This is a genomic window from Belnapia sp. AC561 (assembly GCF_979252845.1).
This window is the reverse complement of sequence record NZ_CEEDBP010000001.1, coordinates 100,105-115,742: the sequence shown is the minus strand read 5'-3', so window position 1 is coordinate 115,742 and position 15,638 is coordinate 100,105. Positions and strand designations below refer to the sequence as shown.

Annotated in this window: 16 protein-coding genes; 9 read left to right on the top strand and 7 right to left on the bottom strand. The window is 71.6% G+C overall.

Annotation, left to right across the window (positions count from 1 at the left end; genetic code table 11):
* Positions 1-36 precede the first annotated feature (36 nt).
* Complete coding sequence (infC, locus tag AC0IW9_RS00540) at positions 37-549, bottom strand: translation initiation factor IF-3 (RefSeq protein ID WP_471646248.1); 513 nt, start codon at positions 547-549, stop codon at positions 37-39.
* A gap of 72 nt (positions 550-621) precedes the next feature.
* On the bottom strand, positions 622-2,571 hold the full coding sequence (gene thrS / locus AC0IW9_RS00535) for a threonine--tRNA ligase (protein ID WP_471646247.1): 1,950 nt from the start codon (positions 2,569-2,571) through the stop codon (positions 622-624).
* 131 nt (positions 2,572-2,702) lie between these two features.
* On the opposite strand from thrS, the gene AC0IW9_RS00530 reads away from it, so the two are divergent.
* The 6 genes from AC0IW9_RS00530 to AC0IW9_RS00505 all read left to right on the top strand — a co-directional run bounded on the left by AC0IW9_RS00530 (position 2,703) and on the right by AC0IW9_RS00505 (position 8,828).
* Positions 2,703-4,163, top strand: a complete 1,461-nt coding sequence (locus tag AC0IW9_RS00530; protein WP_471646246.1) for an NYN domain-containing protein — start codon at positions 2,703-2,705, stop codon at positions 4,161-4,163.
* A gap of 30 nt (positions 4,164-4,193) precedes the next feature.
* Positions 4,194-5,657 (top strand): protein adenylyltransferase SelO, encoded by a 1,464-nt coding sequence (locus AC0IW9_RS00525; protein WP_471646245.1) that lies wholly within the window; start codon positions 4,194-4,196, stop codon positions 5,655-5,657.
* Positions 5,658-5,775: 118 nt separating this feature from the next.
* A complete protein-coding gene (locus AC0IW9_RS00520; RefSeq protein WP_471646244.1) occupies positions 5,776-6,429 on the top strand; it encodes a hypothetical protein in 654 nt (217 codons plus the stop codon).
* Positions 6,422-6,688 (top strand): acyl carrier protein, encoded by a 267-nt coding sequence (locus tag AC0IW9_RS00515; RefSeq protein ID WP_471646243.1) that lies wholly within the window; start codon positions 6,422-6,424, stop codon positions 6,686-6,688. Before AC0IW9_RS00520 ends, AC0IW9_RS00515 begins: the two co-directional genes overlap by 8 nt.
* Positions 6,685-8,304 carry an AMP-binding protein gene (locus AC0IW9_RS00510; RefSeq protein WP_471646242.1) on the top strand — a complete coding sequence of 540 codons (1,620 nt, stop codon included), beginning with the start codon at positions 6,685-6,687 and terminating at the stop codon, positions 8,302-8,304. Before AC0IW9_RS00515 ends, AC0IW9_RS00510 begins: the two co-directional genes overlap by 4 nt.
* Before the next feature lie 131 nt (positions 8,305-8,435).
* Positions 8,436-8,828, top strand: coding sequence for a hypothetical protein (locus AC0IW9_RS00505; protein WP_471646241.1), 393 nt, complete (start codon positions 8,436-8,438; stop codon positions 8,826-8,828).
* A 60-nt stretch (positions 8,829-8,888) separates the two neighbouring features.
* Here AC0IW9_RS00505 and AC0IW9_RS00500 read toward each other — a convergent pair whose 3' ends face one another.
* From AC0IW9_RS00500 to AC0IW9_RS00490, 3 genes are all read right to left on the bottom strand, one after another.
* Positions 8,889-9,545, bottom strand: coding sequence for a glutathione S-transferase family protein (locus tag AC0IW9_RS00500; protein ID WP_471646240.1), 657 nt, complete (start codon positions 9,543-9,545; stop codon positions 8,889-8,891).
* On the bottom strand, positions 9,539-10,300 hold the full coding sequence (locus AC0IW9_RS00495; protein ID WP_471646239.1) for a class II aldolase/adducin family protein: 762 nt from the start codon (positions 10,298-10,300) through the stop codon (positions 9,539-9,541). Before AC0IW9_RS00495 ends, AC0IW9_RS00500 begins: the two co-directional genes overlap by 7 nt.
* Positions 10,301-10,386: 86 nt before the next feature.
* Positions 10,387-10,821 (bottom strand): M23 family metallopeptidase, encoded by a 435-nt coding sequence (locus AC0IW9_RS00490; RefSeq protein WP_471646238.1) that lies wholly within the window; start codon positions 10,819-10,821, stop codon positions 10,387-10,389.
* 314 nt (positions 10,822-11,135) lie between these two features.
* Here AC0IW9_RS00490 and AC0IW9_RS00485 point away from each other — a divergent pair, with 314 nt between their 5' ends.
* Together AC0IW9_RS00485 and AC0IW9_RS00480 are read left to right on the top strand one after the other, a co-directional pair.
* Positions 11,136-12,302 carry a fumarylacetoacetate hydrolase family protein gene (locus tag AC0IW9_RS00485; RefSeq protein ID WP_471646237.1) on the top strand — a complete coding sequence of 389 codons (1,167 nt, stop codon included), beginning with the start codon at positions 11,136-11,138 and terminating at the stop codon, positions 12,300-12,302.
* Positions 12,303-12,459: 157 nt separating this feature from the next.
* Positions 12,460-13,242, top strand: coding sequence for an alpha/beta hydrolase (locus AC0IW9_RS00480; RefSeq protein ID WP_471646236.1), 783 nt, complete (start codon positions 12,460-12,462; stop codon positions 13,240-13,242).
* Here AC0IW9_RS00480 and AC0IW9_RS00475 read toward each other — a convergent pair.
* A complete protein-coding gene (locus AC0IW9_RS00475; protein ID WP_471646235.1) occupies positions 13,168-14,070 on the bottom strand; it encodes a Rossmann-fold NAD(P)-binding domain-containing protein in 903 nt (300 codons plus the stop codon). The two genes, AC0IW9_RS00480 and AC0IW9_RS00475, sit on opposite strands and share 75 nt — an antisense overlap.
* A 45-nt stretch (positions 14,071-14,115) precedes the next feature.
* Between AC0IW9_RS00475 and AC0IW9_RS00470 the strand changes: the two genes are divergently transcribed.
* Positions 14,116-14,946, top strand: a complete 831-nt coding sequence (locus AC0IW9_RS00470) for a tetratricopeptide repeat protein (protein ID WP_471646234.1) — start codon at positions 14,116-14,118, stop codon at positions 14,944-14,946.
* Between the two features lie 10 nt (positions 14,947-14,956).
* On the opposite strand, the gene fzlA is transcribed toward AC0IW9_RS00470, so the two are convergent.
* A complete protein-coding gene (gene fzlA, locus AC0IW9_RS00465; RefSeq protein WP_471646233.1) occupies positions 14,957-15,625 on the bottom strand; it encodes an FtsZ-binding protein FzlA in 669 nt (222 codons plus the stop codon).
* Positions 15,626-15,638 lie beyond the last annotated feature (13 nt).

The window sequence follows — 15,638 nt, the reverse complement described above, 5'->3', positions numbered from 1 at the left end:
CCGGACGCCTAAGACCCGGCGCCCGTTTGGTCAAGCCTATTTGGGCGCCAGCACCATGATCATCTGGCGGTTCTCGAGGCGGGGCATCTGCTCGACCTTGATGGTCTCGCCGAGCTCCAGCCGGATCCGTTCCAGCACCTTGATGCCGAGATCCTGGTGGGCCATTTCGCGGCCGCGGAAACGCAGGGTCACCTTGACCTTGTCGCCTTCCTCGATGAAGCCCTTCATCTGGCGCATCTTCACGTCGTAGTCGTGGTCGTCGATGTTCGGGCGAACCTTGACTTCCTTGATCTCGACGACTTTCTGCTTCTTGCGGGCCTCGTTGGCCTTCTTCTGCTGTTCGTACTTGAACTTGCCGTAGTCGGTGATCTTGCAGACCGGCGGCACCGCGTTCGGGCTGATTTCGAGCAGATCCAGCCCGACCTCGAAAGCCTTCAGCATTGCCTCGCGCGCCGTCATGACGCCGAGCATTTCGCCATCCTGATCGATCAACCGAACCTGGGGGACGCGAATCTCCTCATTGACCCGCGGTCCGTCGCGGGTCGGCATCTGGTTCGAAACGGGACCTCTGGCTATGGTCGTCTCCTGTCGTTCTGTGGGTCGGTAGTTATGGGGCCTGCCTCACGCCGCTGCAACAGCAGGCGCAAGGTCCGGCGGCATTGCCTCTTTTGCGAGCAGGGCGACGGCCTCGGCCAGCGGCAGGGTCACCTGCTCCCGGCCCGGCAGGCGGCGCAGCACCAGGCTGCCCTCCTCGGCCTCCCGCCGGCCGACCACCGCCAGCACCGGCACGCGCTGGTCGATGTGGTCCACCACCTTGCGGTTGATCTTCTCGTTCCGCAGGTCGAGCTCGACCCGCAGCCCGGCCTTGCTCAGGGCCGCCGCCGCAGCCCTGGCGAAATCATCGGCATCCGAGACGATGGTCGTCACCACCACCTGGACGGGCGCCAGCCAGAGCGGGAAGCGCCCGGCATGCTGCTCGATCAGGATGCCGATGAAGCGCTCGAAGCTGCCGAGGATGGCCCGGTGCAGCATGACCGGGCGGCGCCGGGTCCCGTCCTCGGCCACGTATTCCGCGTCCAGCCGCTCCGGCAGCACGAAATCCACCTGCAGCGTGCCGCATTGCCAGTCCCGGCCGATCGCGTCGCGGAGGACGAATTCCAGCTTCGGGCCGTAGAAGGCGCCCTCCCCCGGGTTCAGCTCGTACTCGACGCCGGCCGTCTTGCAGGCCTCGCGCAGCGCGCCCTCCGCCTGGTCCCAGACCGCATCGGCACCCGCCCGCTTGGCCGGCCGGTCGCTGAACTTCACCCGGAAATCGGCGAAGCCCAGGTCGCGGTAGATCGAGGAGAGCAGCGCCACGAATTCCACCGTCTCGGCCGCGATCTGCTCCTCGGAGCAGAAGATATGCGCGTCGTCCTGGGTGAAGGCCCGCACCCGCATGATGCCATGCAGCGCGCCCGAGGGCTCGTAGCGGTGGCAGGAGCCGAATTCGGCCATCCGCAGCGGCAGCTCGCGGTAGCTGCGGAGCCCCTGGTTGAAGATCTGCACGTGGCAGGGGCAGTTCATCGGCTTCAGCGCCAGGACGCGGTCCTTCTCGGACTCGTCCTCGACCCGGGCGATGAACATGTTCTCCCGGAACTTCTCCCAGTGGCCGGAGGCTTCCCAGAGCTTGCGGTCCACCAGCTGCGGGGTCTTCACCTCCTGGTAGTCGGTCCGGTCGAGCCGGCGGCGCATGTAGTCCTCCAGCACCCGGTAGAGCTTCCAGCCCTTGGGGTGCCAGAAGATGCTGCCCGTCGCCTCCTCCTGGAGGTGGAAGAGGTGCATCTCGCGGCCGATCTTGCGGTGGTCGCGCTTCTCCGCCTCCTCCAATTGGTGGAGATAGGCGTCCAGCTCCTTCTGGTCGCGCCAGGCGGTGCCGTAGATGCGGGACAGCATGGCGTTGCGGTGGTCGCCGCGCCAATAGGCCCCGGCCACCTTGGTCAGCTTGAAGGCGCCGCCGATATCCCCGGTGCCGCGCATATGCGGGCCGCGGCAGAGGTCGATCCAGTCGCCCTGGCTATAGAGGCTGATCTCGACGTCGGTCGGCAGGTCCCGGATCAGCTCCGCCTTGTACTTCTCGCCCTTGTCCTTGAAGAACTCGATCGCCTCGTCGCGCGGCATAACGCTGCGCACGAAGGGCGCGTTGCGGGCGATGATCTCCCGCATCTTCGCCTCGATCGCGCCGAAATCCTCCGGCGTGAAGGGCTCGTTGCGGGCGAAGTCGTAGTAGAAGCCGTTCTCGATCGAGGGGCCGATCGTCACCTGGGTGCCCGGGTAGAGCGCCTGCACGGCTTCCGCCAGCACATGCGCCGTATCGTGCCGGATCATCTCCAACGCCTCCGGGTCGCGCCGGGTGATGAAGCGCACGGCGGCGTCCTGGCCGATCTCCATCGAGAGGTCGCGCGTCACCCCATCCACCTGCATGGCGAGCGCCGCCTTGGCGAGGCCGGGGCCGATCGCCGCCGCGACGGTAGTCCCCGTCACCGGCCCATCGAAGGCGCGGACGGAACCGTCGGGTAGCGTGATCGCAGGCATGGGAATGGCTTGTCCTGTCCGGGTGCTTGGGGCGCGGACCATGGGCAGCGCGGACGCCGCTCGTCAAGCGCCGCGCTTGCGGCATCCCGGCATGGTACCGATATTCGCGTCCTATTTCGGAGTGACCCTCTGTGCCGGAGCCGCGTCGCGCCGCTCTCTATGTCGATTTCGACAATGTCTTCTCCACCCTGGCCGGCCTCGACGAATGGGCCGCCTGGAATTTCGCCGCCAGCCCCGGCCGCTGGCTCGCCTGGCTGGCGGAAGCGCTGCCGGGCGGGCCGCGCCGGTTGCTGGTGCGGCGCTGCTACCTGAACCCGGCCGGCTGGACCGAGCCGGAGGCGGGCGGCAGCCTGTCCCGCTGGCTCGGCCAGCCGCGGATCTACTACAGCCGCTTCCGCAGCGACTTCGTCCGCGCCGGCTTCACCGTGGTGGATTGCCCGCGCCTCGCCCGGCTGAAGAATGCCGCGGATATCGTCATGGCGCTCGATATCGCCGATGCCATCGCCCACCCCACCCGCTTCGAGGATTTCCTCATCCTCTCGGGCGACAGCGACTTCACCCCGCTGCTGCACCGGCTGCGGGAACATGACCGGCGGGTGCTGGTGGTGACGCACGACGTCTCCGCCCAGGCCTTCCGCGCCGCCGCCGACCTCGTCGTCCCGCTCGGCGATTTCGCCGAGGCCACGCTGGCCGAGGCCGCGCCCGTCGCAACCCCGGCCACGCCCGCGACCATCGCCCCCGGGGCACCGCCCGAAGCCGATGCCATCCCCGACCCGGGCGAGCCGGAGGCCCAGCGCGCCGCCATCCTCGCCGCCCTGCGCCGCCTGGTGGCCGCCGCGCCCGAGCCGCTGCACCTGCCGGCGCTGGGCAAGCGCATCCATGTGGATTGCGGCGCCTGGGTCCGCCGCAGCCGCTTCGGCGGCGCCGGGACGCTCGCCCGGCTGATCGAGGGCGCCGGCGACCTGAAGCTGGAAGCCGGCCCCGGCGGCGGTTGGATCTTCGACCCGCGCCGCCACGCCCCGCCCGCCGCGGCCCTGCCCGAGCCCGCGGACGACCCGCTCTCCCGCGCCCTGGCCGAGCTGCGGGGGGCGCTGCGGGACACCCAGGAGCTTCCCCGGCTGGGAACGGAGGAGCTGGAATTCGTGCTGGGACGGCTGGCCAGCCTGCTGCCGCTGCAGGGCGGCCCGGGCGGGGCGGCCCGCGCCGCCCTGGTCTCGGAGGCGGTCGGCGCCGGCTTCGACGTCCAGGCCAGGGCGGTGGACACGCTGGTGCAATGGCTGCTGCTCGCCCGCTTCGACTGGCAGCCGGCGGCCGATCCGGTGGGGACCGTCTGCCGCCTCGGCCGTGCCTTCTATGCCGAGCTGACCCGGCAGGCCGCCGCCTCCGGCCAGCGGCTGCGGCCGGAAACCCTGACGGCGCTGCGGGACTGGATCGGCCTCGGGTCCCGCCCGGTGACGGAGGAGCCCGGTCCCGAGGCGGCATCGCCCGGGTCGATACGCGCCGATGCGTTGATAGGGCCGGCCGCCATGCCCACCTCCGAAGCCGCGCCCCCGTCAACGACCCAGGACGGCGAGGCCCCCCCAGCCCCCTGAGGCGTGGCGGGCCGCGCCGGAGGCCTCCGCATGTCCCTCGCGATCGACTTCGACACCAGCTATACCCGCCTGCCGGACCGGTTCTATGCCCGCCAGGCGCCGCAGCCGGTGGCCGCCCCGCGCCTGATCCGGCTCAATGCGCCGCTGGCCCGCCAGCTCGGGCTCGACCCGGATGCGCTGGCCAGCCCGGAGGGGCTGGCCATGCTCGCCGGCAATGCGCTGCCCGAGGGCGCCGCCGCGCTGGCCTATGCCGGGCACCAGTTCGGCAATTTCGTGCCCCAGCTCGGCGACGGCCGCGCGATGCTGCTCGGCGAGGTGGTGGACCGCGATGGCCGGCGCCGCGACCTCCAGCTCAAGGGCTCCGGCCGCACCGCCTTCTCGCGCGGCGGCGACGGGCGGGCGGCGCTCGGCCCGGTGCTGCGGGAATACATCGTGAGCGAGGCCATGGCCGCGCTCGGCGTGCCGACCACCCGGGCGCTGGCGGCGGTTGCCACCGGCGAGAGCGTCTGGCGCGAGACGGCGCTGCCCGGCGCGGTGCTGACCCGCGTCGCCGCCAGCCATATCCGCGTCGGAACCTTCCAGTTCTTCGCCGCCCGCGGCGACGTGGAGGGGCTGCGCCTGCTGGCCGACCATGCCATCGCCCGCCACTATCCGGAGGCCGCGGCGGCGCCCAGCCCCTACCGCGCCCTGCTGGAGGGCGTGGTGGCGCGGCAGGCCGGGCTCATCGCGCAGTGGCTGCTGGTCGGCTTCATCCACGGGGTGATGAATACCGACAATTGCACCATCTCCGGCGAGACCATCGACTACGGCCCCTGCGCCTTCATGGACGCCTATGACCCGGCGACGGTCTACAGTTCCATCGATCATGCCAGCCGCTATGCCTACGGCAACCAGCCGCGCATCGCCCAGTGGAACCTGACCCGGCTGGCCGAGGCCCTGCTGCCGCTGCTGGCCGAGGACCAGGATGCGGCGGTCGCCCAGGCGCAGGAAGCCCTGGCCGGCTTCGGCCCGACCTTCCAGGCCGCCTGGCTGGCCGGGCTGCGGCGCAAGCTCGGCCTGCTGGAGGCGCAACCGGAGGATGCCGACCTGGCCCAGGCGCTGCTGACCGCGATGACCGAGAATCAGGCGGACTACACCCTGACCTTCCGCGGGCTGGGCAACCTGCTCGCCGGCGGCCCCTCCCCCCGCACGCTGTTCGCCGACCCCGCCGCCTTCGATGCCTGGGAGGCGCGCTGGCAGGCCCGGCTGGCCGCGGAGGCGACCGATCCGGCCGCCCGCCTCGCCGCCATGCAGGCCAGCAACCCGGCCTTCATCCCGCGCAACCACCGGGTGGAGGCGGCGCTTTCGGCCGCCGTCGAGCGCGACGACTTCGCCCCCTTCGAGGAGCTGATCGCGGTGCTGGCGCGGCCCTTCGAGGACCAGCCCGGCTTCACCCGCTACAGCCTACCGCCGGAGCCGGAGGAGCGGGTGCTGGCGACCTTCTGCGGCACCTGATCCCTTTCCCGTTTCTTTCCCCGGTCGAAAGCAATGGTTGACCACCAGCCGGGGCGGCTTCTAACGTCCCGGTTGTAATCATTTCTCCATTCCGCGGTCGAACCGGGTACCCTGCCTCATGCCGGATGGCTCCCTTGTCGCTGCCCGGACCGCGGCCGATGCCGCGTTGTTCCGGAATTTCGAGAGCCTCGGCGACAATTGCGAATTCGGCTTCGTCCATTACCACTTCAACCCAACCAATACCTCCAGCCTGCTCCGCTGGGCCGGGACGGACGTGGACCGGCTGGTGCATGGGCTGGAGACCGGCTTCGCCGGGGTGGGCGACCCGGCCCATACCCGGATCATCTGGAGCGAGCGGGAATACTCGCTGCACGACCCGCGCTTCTTCACCACCCATACCTTCCACCAGCAGCAGGCGCCGACGCCGGAGCGCGAGGCCGAGTTGCTGCGGCGGGGCTGCGCCGCGTTGCGGCTGCTGCGGCGGATGCTGCTGCGCGACATCGCCGAGGGACGGCGGATCTTCGTCCATAAATCCGCCAGCCCGCAGTTCGACGAGCCGGCGATGCACCGGCTGCATGCGGCGCTGCGCCGGCATGGCCCGGCCGGGCTGCTCTGCGTCCGGCCGCCGCGGCCGGGCGAGGTGGCGGGCGACGTCTCGCGGCTGGCGCCGGGCCTCATGCTGGGGCGGATCGACCGCTTCGTGATGGCGGAAGGGCCCTACGACATGTGGCATGGCCTCTGCCGCCAGGCGCTGGCGCTGCACCATGGCTGAGGGCGGGGCTGAGCGGGCCGCCCTGCTGGCCGCCCTGGCCGGGATGATGCCGGCGATCACCGGCATGCCGACCGGCGAATTGCGGGCGGAAACCCTGCTGGAGGATATCCCCGGCCTCGACAGCCTGCGGCTGATGGAGCTGCTGGCGACCGCCGAGAGCCGCTTCGGGGTGGAGCTGGACCCGGCCGACCTCGAGGACCTCCTGCGGCTCGGCGATATCGCCACGGCGCTGGAGCGGGCGCCGGCGCCGCGGGCGTGAACCCGCATCGGCAGGCGATGGCGGCGGCGCTGCGCCGGGCCGGGCCGGAGGGCTGGCTGAGCACCCCGGACCTGCCGATGGACCATCGCGGGCCGCTGGACTGGCCCTACCTCCCCTGGGGCGGGGCCGGCGCGGCCCGGCCGCTGCTGGAGGCGCTGCGGGAGGCCATGCGGCGCGCCCCGGACAGCCTCGCCTGCGAGGATGCCGAGGGCAGCCTGGACTTCGCCGGGCTGTGGCAGGCCGTCGCACGGCTGGCCCGGGCCATGGCGGCGCAGCCGGCGCCGGTGGTGGCGATCCTCGCCCCGGGCGGGCGCGGCTGCCTCGCGGCGATCCTCGCCTGCCTCGCCGCCGGGCGCATCGGCGCGGTACTGGATGCCAAGGTGCCGGAGGCACGGCGCGCCCTGCTGCTGCGGCTGACCGGGGCCGGGCTGGTGCTGGCGCCCGCGGCCACGGCCGCGGCGATCGCCGCCGCGCATGGCCTGCCCGTGCTGCCGCTGGAGACGGGCTTCGCCGGACCGCCGGCCAGGATGCCAGCCACCACCCCGCGCGACCCGCAGGCACCGGCGGTGATCCTGGCGACCTCCGGCAGCACCGGGGAGCCGAAGCTGATCGCCATCGGCGAGCGCGGCCTGGGCTTCCGCCTGGCGACGCGGATCGACGAATGGCACATCGGCCCGGCCGACCGGGTGCTGGTGGTCTCCCCGGCTTCCAGCATCGGCGGGCTGAAGGCCCTGCTCTATGCGCTGACCGGCGCGGCGGTGCGGGTCGAGGCGCTGGGACCGGGCGGGCTGCGGCCGCTGCTCGCGGCCATGGCGGCCTGGCGGCCGACCATCCTGCGGCTGGTGCCTTCCCTGCTGCGCAGCCTAGTGGCGCAGCCCGGCGCCGCGGCCGGGCTGGCCAGCCTGCGCCTGGTCTGCTGCGGCGGGGAGCCCCTGCTGCGGGCCGATATCCCGCTATTCCGCCGGGCGCTGCCGCCGGGCTGCCTGATCGCCAATGCCTATGGTTCGACCGAGGCGGAGGGCATCGTCTGGTTCGCGGATGAGGCCGATGCGCATGACCCGGTGCGGGTCGCCGCCGGGCGGCTGGTGGGCGACGTCGAGGTGCGGATCGCCGACGAGGATGGCCGCCCCTGCCCGCCCGGCGAGGTCGGCGAGCTGGAATTCCGCAGCCACTGGCTGGCGCTGGGGGAATGGCGGGAGGGCATGCTGGTGCCCGGCCGGCTGCGGCCGGACCCCGCCGACCCGGCCCGACGCATCTATGCCAGCGGCGACCTGGCGCGGCTGGATGCGGATGGGGTGGTCGTCGTGCTCGGCCGGCGGGACCGGATGGTGAAGCTGAACGGGCTCCGGGTGGAGCTCGGCGAGATCGAGACGGCGCTGCTGGCGGTGGCGGGCGTGGCCGAGGCCAGCGTGGTGGCGCGGCAGGCCGAGGGGCGGGTGCTGGTGCGCGGCTTCGTCGTCGGTGCGGCGACGGTGCCGGCGCTGCGGGCGGCGCTGCGGTCCCGGCTGCCGGCCTACATGCAGCCGGGGACCTTGCAGGTGCTGGAGGCCTTGCCGCGGCTGCCCGGCGGCAAGGTGGACCAGATGGCGCTGCTGGACTGGCCGCTGCCGGGTTGAAGCGCTATCGTCTGAGAACCAGAACGAATGACGCGAACCATGCGACACTGACCAGACGCCGATGCATGGCACCCGGGCCAAGGTCGGCGATGATGGACTGTGGAGCATCGAGTGGCAGGCGAGGCGCGCGCATGATCGATCGCAGAGAACAGCGTGTCTTCGCATCGCTGGCCAGCCTCGCGGGTGTCGGTGCCGCCGGCTTTCTCATCACCCTGATCTCGGGGGGCGACGCGCCGCGTGGCCTACAGGTGGCCGTGTTCCTGACCGTTTTTGCGCTTGGGCCGGGTATTGCCCTGGCACTCTGCGCGGAGGCGCTTCTGGAGCGTTTCGACGAGGTGTCTTGGGGTGCCTACGCCACCACGGGTTTCTTCGGGGGTGGTATCCTGTCGGTTCTGTTTCTGGGCGTTGGCGGGGATGACCCGAACGGGTTCCTCACCGGGCTGGCCTGTAGCTCAGCGGGGGCGAGCGCATATTGGGCCGTCCTGAGACCGGACCGCTACGATGAACGGGACGATGTGGCGTAGGTCCGCCCTAGGGTCGGCAGCCGACCCGGCTGCCGGGTACCGGACGTCAGGCACGCAGCATTAGGCCGGTTCCAGGTCCCGCTTCGCCATCATCGCCTTGAAGGCCGGCCGCGCGTGGCAGGTCTTCAGCCAGGCCGAGAGTGCCGGATAGGGCGTGAACAACTCCGTCGCGGGCATGGCGTAGCGCACCACCTCCGAGAGGGTGATGTCGGCCACGGTGAAGCGGCCGCCGACCGCATAGCCGGTGGCCGAGAGTGCCTGATCCAGCACCGCGAAGGGCGCGCGCAGCGCGGCGACCGAGGCGGCGGCGAGGGCCGCGTCGCGTTCCTCCGGCGGCTTGGCGGCGAGGTTGTAGAGCACCTGGATGGAATGCGGCTCCACCTCGGTCGCGGCCCAGAGGGTCCACATGCCCATCAGCCCATCCTCCGCCGCATCCGCCGGCCCCAGCGCGCCGCCGTAGCGCCGCGCGAGGTAGAGGTTGATGGCGAGGGATTCGTGCAGCACCAGCCCGTTGTCGTCGATGCTGGGGATGCGCCCGTTCGGGTTCACCGCCAGGAAGGCCGGCGAGCGGGTGTTGAGCGGCGCATCCGCCGCATCCGGGTCGGCCAGCCGATAGGACTGGATGACCGGGACGTGGCGGAAGGGCAGGCCGATCTCCTCGGCCAGCCAGATGTTGCGCGAGGCGCGGGAGCGCAGGACGCCGTAGACGGTCAGCACCGGTACTTGGCGCCCTTGCGGTCCACGGTGCGGACCAAGCCCTGGAATTCCATCAGGCCGTATTCCGGGGTGGCGCGCATCTTCTTCATCCGGGCGGCGGCGCGGTCGATGATGTACTGCTCGATCGCCACCGGCGGCTCGTCCAGCTGGCGGGCCATGAGTTCGAGCTCGCAGGCGCGCTCGAGCATGTAGAGGCGCATCATGGCGCCGTGGATGGTCTCGCCGAGCGTCAGCAGGCCGTGGTTGTGCAGGATGACGCAGGAGCCGCCCTTGCAGGATTCGGCCAGCGCGTCGCATTCCTCCTGCGAGGTCGGCACGCCGTATTCGTGGTAGACCACGTCGTCGTAGACGTGCAGCGCATCCTGGCTGATCGGGCGCAGGCCGCGCTTCATGAGGGAGACGCCGCCGCCCGCGCGGGTATGCGTGTGCAGCACGCAATTCGCATCCGGCCGGCCGATGTAGACCCCGCTGTGGATGGTGAAGCCGGCGGCGTTGTAGCGGCCCTGGTCGCCGATGACGTTGCCCTTGAGGTCCATCTTCACCAGGGAGGAGGCGGTGACCTCGTCGAACATCTCGCCGTAGCGGTTGATGACGAAATGCTCCGGCTCGCCGGGGATGCGGGCGGACATGTGGGTGTTGATCAGGTCGGTCCAGCCGAGGTCGTGGCAGACGTGGTAGAGCGCGGCGAGGTCGCAGCGGGTCTGCCACTCGGCATCGGACATGTCGGAGCTGGCGAGCTTCATGGCTGATGACATCGGGGATTCCCTTCGCATCGCGTCCGGCGGACGCGCCGGGCGGGGCATGGTGCGCGACCCCGGCACGGGCTGCAAGGCGATGATGGCTAGCGCCTGCAGGATTCGAGGCGGAAGGCCGGGGCGGGATCCTGGCGGACGCCGTTCAGCCAGAGCTCCAGGTGCAGGTGGGTGCCGTAGGTGATGCCGGTGCGGCCGATCCGGCCGATCGCCTCGCCCGCGGCGACGCTGCGGCGGCCGGTGGCGAGTGCGGGGGTGACGGTGCCGAGATGGGCGTAGCGGGTCATCCAGCCGCCAGGGTGGCGGAGGTCCACTTCCAGCCCGGTGCCGCCGCGGCGGCGGATGGCCAGGACCTGGCCGGCGGCGGCGGCGCGGATGGTGGCGCCGGCGGGGGCGGGCAGGTCGAGGCCCGGGTGGTCGCGCGAGGCGCGCGGACCGCCGGCCGGGCGCGGGCCGAAGGGCGAGGAGATGCAGGCCGGGGTGACGGGCGGCAACCAGGCGGGGGCGGGTGAGTCGAGGGCCATGCAGCGGATCAGCTGGGGATAAAGCCTGCTAAAATCCGCACAATTCGGCTCAATTCCATAAAATTCCGCTCAAATCCGTAAAATTCGGCTCAATTTTCGCGCGGTCCCGGCCGACAAGCCATTGATTCCACGCATAATAAAGTTTTACCGGGACGATATCTGCGGGATTCCGCGGCGACAGGGCCGATGCCGCCACTTGATTTTATTCCTATAGCGGTTCGCCCCGCCCGGGGCAAGGGAAAGCCGTCCCGGGGGGGGCTTCGCGCCCTTCCCCGCCCCGCCTAAGAATGCTCCCAATGGGAGAGGATCACGCCATGCAATTGGATCACAGCGCCCTGCCGCAGGATTGGGCCGAGGGAAGCTTCGCCGCGCGGATCATGACCGCGGAAGGCCCCAGCGTCCTCGCCCTGCTGAAGGGGGCGGCTTTCGACATGACCCCGGCCTTCGGCACCAGCAGCGCCTGGCTGAACGAGCCGGACCCGGTCGCCGCCATCCGCAACCGCGGCGTGCCGATCCCGCTCGACCTGCCGGCGATGCTGGCCAATAGCGCGCATGCGACGCGGAATACCGCGAAGCCCTGGCTGCTGGCGCCGATCGACCTGCAGGCGGTGAAGGCCTGCGGCGTGACCTATGTGCGCTCCATGCTGGAGCGCGTCATCGAGGAGCGCTGCCGCGGCGATGCCTCCCAGGCGGAAGCGGTGCGGGGCGAAGTGCGGGCCATCATCGGCGACGACCTGTCGCAGTTGCGGCCGGGCAGCGCCGAGGCGGCGGCGGTGAAGGCGGCGCTGGTCGAGAAGGGCTGGTGGAGCCAGTACCTGGAAGTGGGCATCGGGCCGGATGCGGAGATCTTCTCCAAATGCCCGCCGATGGCCTCGGTCGGCATCGGCGCCAAGGTCGGCGTGCATCCGAACAGCGCCTGGTCCAACCCGGAGCCGGAAGCGGTACTGGCGGTGAATGCGCGCGGCGCCATCCTCGGCGCCATGCTGGGCAACGACGTGAACCTGCGGGACGTGGAGGGCCGCTCGGCGCTGCTGCTGGGGCGGGCGAAGGACAACAACGCCTCCTGCGCGCTCGGGCCGCTGCTGCGGCTGTTCGATGCCGGCTTCACGCTGGAGGACGTGCGGCGGGCGGAGCTGACCCTGACCATCACCGGCCGCGACGGCTTCGCGCTGGAGGAGCGCGGCATGGTCGGCGCCATCGCCCGCGACCCGACCGAGGTGGTGGACCAGATGATCGGGCCGCATCACCAGTACCCGGACGGCGCGGTGCTCTTCCTCGGCACGCCCTTCTCCCCGAGCAAGGACCGCGGCGAGAAGGGCCAGGGCTTCACCCACCATCCCGGCGACGTGGTGCGGATCGCCACGCCGCGGCTCGGGGCGCTGGTGAACGAGGTGGACCGGACGGATATGTGCCCGCCCTGGGTCTTCGGGACGGGGGCGCTATTCGCCAACCTGGCGCGGCGGGGATTGCCGCGGGCTTGAGGAAGAAAGGCCGGGAGAAGGTATTCTCCCGGACCCTCATCTATTTCCATTAATTTGAATGCCGCGTGGCAGTGAGGCTTCGGGACATGGGCAGACTCACAAAAAGGAAGGATGGGGTTCGGGGAAGGAATACTTTTCCTTCCCTGACCTTCCTTCGATGACCGAGGAAACCGGCCGCCTCGACCGCGGCGACGGCATCGAGCTCGCCTGGCGCCGCGTCCCGGGGCGCGAGCCCGGCGTCGTCTTCCTCGGTGGCTTCAACAGCGACATGACCGGCAGCAAGGCGGAGGATCTCTCGGCCTTCTGCGCCGCGCGGGGCCAGGCCTTCCTGCGGCTCGACTACAGCGGGCACGGCGCCAGCGGCGGGCGGTTCGAGGATGGGACGATCGGCTGCTGGGCGGCGGATGCGGCGGCGGTGATCGCGGCGCTGACCTCGGGGCCGCAGGTGCTGGTCGGCTCCTCCATGGGCGGCTGGATCGGCATGCTGCTGGCGGTGCGGCAGCCCGAGCGGGTGGCGGCGCTGGTCGGCATCGCGGCGGCGCCGGACTTCACCCCGCGGATCGAGGCGATGCTGCCGCCGGAGGTGAAGGCCATCATCGCCCGCGACGGGCTCTGGTATCGGCCGAGCCAGTATGGCGCCCCCTTCCCCATCACCGCGAAGCTGCTGGAGGAAGGGCGCGATCACCTGCTGCTGCAGGCGCCGGTGCCGATCGCGGTGCCGGTCCGTCTGCTGCAGGGGCAGGCGGACCCGGACGTGCCCTGGGAGACGGCGTTGAAAATCGCCGGGGCGGTGACCGGCGGGGATGTGCAGGTGCTGCTGGTGAAGGATGGCGACCACCGGCTCTCCCGGCCGGAGGACCTGCTGCTATTGCGGCGGGTGGTCGGGGACCTGCTCGGCGCGCAGGATGGCGGCGAGGCCGGCGCGATAGCCGGGATATAGCCATTCGATGCCGAGCGCCGCCTTGGTCGCGGCATTGGCGACCTTGCGGTTCTCCGTCCAGAAGCTTCGGCCCATGGGGGACATGCCGGCCGCGGCCTGCTCGTAGGGGATGGCGGGGGGCGGCGGCACGCCGAGCAGGCGGGCCGCTTCGGCGACCACCTCGGCGCTTTCCGCCACCTCGTCGTCGACCAGGTTGAAGATGCGCCGGCCGGGCGGCGGGTCCTGCGCCATGGCGGCGAAGGCGGCGAGCGCGATGTCGTCGCGGTGGATGCGGCTGAAGGCGTGGCCGGGCTTGACGGTGCGGCGGGCGGTGCCGGCGCGGAGCTCGTCCAGGGCGCTGCGGCCGGGGCCGTAGATGCCGCCGACGCGGAAGATGTCGACGGCGAGGCCCCCGGCGAAGGTGGCGGCGAAGGCGGCCCAGGCCTGCTCGGCCTCGAGCCGGCGGCGGGAGCGGTCCTGGCCGGGGGCGGGCGGCGTCGATTCATCGACCCAGCCGCCGTCGCGGTCGCCATAGACGCCGGTGGTGGAAAGGTAGCCGATCCAGCGCAGCCCCGGCGCCGCGGCGATGGCAGGGGCATGGGCGGCCAACACCGGATCGCCGGCCTCGCCCGGGGCCGCGGTGACCAGAAGATGGGTCGCGGTGGCGAAGGCCGGGCCGGCCGCGGCGAAGGCCAGCACCGTGGCGCCGGGCGGGGCTCCGGCGCGGGCCGGGTCGCGGGCGGTGCCGGTGACCTGCCAGCCGGCGGCCAGGGCGCGGCGGGCCACGGCGCCGCCGCTGTAGCCGAGACCGGCGACGAGAAGATGTCCGGGGGGATGCGGAGCTGTCATGCAGGTGATCTGGCGCCAAAAGGCCCCGGCCGCTAGACTGCCGGGGTGAAGCTTGTTCGCCCCGTTCTGCTCGGCGCATTCGCCGCCGCGCTGCTGGCCGGCGCCGCCGGGACCGGCTGGCTGACGCTCCGCGGCCCGCAGGCGGAGGCGGCGGCCGATGTGCTGCCCTTGCCGCCGGACGTGCCGCGGCTGGCGGAAAGCCCGGAATACGAGGCCTGCCTGGGGCTGATCCGCAGCGATGCGGAGGGCGCCCGGGCCATGGCGGAGGCCTGGGAAGCCGCCGGCGGCGGCGAGGGCGCGCGGCATTGCGGCGCGCTGGCGCTGCTCGGCATGGGGGAGCCGGAGCGGGCGGCGGAGCGGCTGGAACAGCTCGGCCGGGCCAGCCGGAGCAGCGCGGCGACGCGGGCCTCCCTGTTCGCCCAGGCGGGACAGGCCTGGATGATGGCGGGCCAGGGCAGCCGGGCCTTCGCCACCACCACCATGGGGCTGGGGCTGACGCCGGATGATGCGGAGCTGCTGCTGGACCGCGCCGTGGCGCTGGGCACCCTCGCCCGCTATGCCGAGGCGATGGAGGATGTGAACCGGGTGCTGGCGCTCGACCCCGACCGGGCCGAGGCCTGGGTCTTCCGGGCCGCGGCGAACCGGCACCTGGAGAAGGTGGACCAGGCGGCGGCCGACGTGGAGCGGGCGCTGGCGCTGGCGCCGGAGAATGCCGAGGCGCTGCTGGAGCGGGGGATCATCCGCCAGCTCAAGGGCGATACCGCCGGGGCGAAGCAGGACTGGGAGCGGGCGGTGAGCCTGGCGCCGGACAGCGCGACCGCGGATCTGGCGCTGCAGAACCTGGCGCTGAACGAGGCGGGGCCGCAGCGGCGCTGAGGCCCGGGCGTCAGAAATCCGGGTTGTCGTAATGGTCCGGCGGGGTCAGGCCGCTGACGCGGTCGGCCAGGATGGCGCGGAAGCAGGGGCGCGACTTCATCCGCGCGTACCAGTCGCGCGCCGCGTCGCTCAGCTCCCATTTCACGTCGCCGATGTAGTCCAGCGCCGAGAGATGCGCCGCGGCGGCGAAATCCGCGAGGCTGAGCTGTGGCCCGGCGAGCCAGGCGCGGTTCTCCGCCAGCCAGCCGAGATAGGCCATGTGCGCGCGCATGTTCGCGTAGCCCGCGCGCATCGCCCCCGCATCCGGGTTGCCGCGGCCCATGGTGCGCTTCATCTGCTTCTCGAAGAGCAGGTTCTGGGTGACCTCGGCGTTGAACTTGCCGTCGAACCAGGCGACGAGGCGGCGCACCTCCGCCCTTTCGCCGAGCGTGCGGCCGAACAGCGAGACATCCGGGTAGGCCTCATCCAGGTATTCGCAGATGGCGTAGCTATCGGCGATGGTGAAGCCGTTCTCCTCCAGCAGCACCGGAACGGTGACGGCGGGATTCATCGCCTCGAATTCGGGACGCCGCTCCCAGACCCGCTCGACGCGGAGCTCGAAGGGGATGCGCTTCTCCGCCAGGGCCAGGCGGACCTTGCGGCAGAAGGGCGAGAGGGGGATGTGATACAGGATGCGCACGGGCTGGCCTTAT

Excerpts from the sequence above, each read along its gene's own strand:
- thrS (WP_471646247.1), bottom strand. The coding sequence starts at position 2,571 with ATGCCTGCGATCACGCTACCCGACGGTTCCGTCCGCGCCTTCGATGGG.
- infC (WP_471646248.1), bottom strand. The coding sequence starts at position 549 with ATGCCGACCCGCGACGGACCGCGGGTCAATGAGGAGATTCGCGTCCCC.
- AC0IW9_RS00520 (WP_471646244.1), top strand. The coding sequence starts at position 5,776 with ATGCCGGATGGCTCCCTTGTCGCTGCCCGGACCGCGGCCGATGCCGCG.
- AC0IW9_RS00485 (WP_471646237.1), top strand. The coding sequence starts at position 11,136 with ATGCAATTGGATCACAGCGCCCTGCCGCAGGATTGGGCCGAGGGAAGC.
- AC0IW9_RS00495 (WP_471646239.1), bottom strand. The coding sequence starts at position 10,300 with ATGTCATCAGCCATGAAGCTCGCCAGCTCCGACATGTCCGATGCCGAG.
- AC0IW9_RS00475 (WP_471646235.1), bottom strand. The coding sequence starts at position 14,070 with ATGACAGCTCCGCATCCCCCCGGACATCTTCTCGTCGCCGGTCTCGGC.
- AC0IW9_RS00480 (WP_471646236.1), top strand. The coding sequence starts at position 12,460 with ATGACCGAGGAAACCGGCCGCCTCGACCGCGGCGACGGCATCGAGCTC.
- AC0IW9_RS00505 (WP_471646241.1), top strand. The coding sequence starts at position 8,436 with ATGATCGATCGCAGAGAACAGCGTGTCTTCGCATCGCTGGCCAGCCTC.
- AC0IW9_RS00490 (WP_471646238.1), bottom strand. The coding sequence starts at position 10,821 with ATGGCCCTCGACTCACCCGCCCCCGCCTGGTTGCCGCCCGTCACCCCG.
- AC0IW9_RS00525 (WP_471646245.1), top strand. The coding sequence starts at position 4,194 with ATGTCCCTCGCGATCGACTTCGACACCAGCTATACCCGCCTGCCGGAC.
- AC0IW9_RS00515 (WP_471646243.1), top strand. The coding sequence starts at position 6,422 with ATGGCTGAGGGCGGGGCTGAGCGGGCCGCCCTGCTGGCCGCCCTGGCC.